This is a genomic window from Blautia sp. DFI.3.45 (assembly GCF_020593505.1).
Lineage (GTDB): Bacteria > Bacillota > Clostridia > Lachnospirales > Lachnospiraceae > Blautia_A > Blautia_A wexlerae.
In genome coordinates, this window is record NZ_JAJDMI010000204.1 from 1 (window position 1) to 309 (window position 309).

The 309-nt window shown below is 51.5% G+C and carries 1 pseudogene; it reads right to left on the reverse strand.

Annotated elements, in window-relative coordinates:
* A pseudogene (locus LJE09_RS17610) lies at positions 1-309 on the reverse strand (virulence-associated E family protein); the annotation flags it as partial.

Genomic DNA, 309 nt, shown 5'->3' on the forward strand with positions numbered 1-309 from the left:
GCTTCAACGCTTCATAGGTGTAATCGTCTGCGTCAGCCCCCAGAAAGTGCCGCAGGCAGAAACGGATTCGTTCTGTCCCGTCCCACACAAGGGTATTGAGATAGTCCCGGATGGGATGGTACTTGTTTTCATTCGCCACAATCCCGATGGCGTTATCAATCTTCTTCTCATTGGTAAGCCCGTAGGTTTCTTCCAGATAGAGAAGCAGATACTTCATGTCCGTATCGTTCAGGGCGGTGCTTTCCCTGTGGAAGCCGATGGGCTTTATGATGTCCTTGCGGTCGGTCAGGATGTTGTATGCGATAGCCC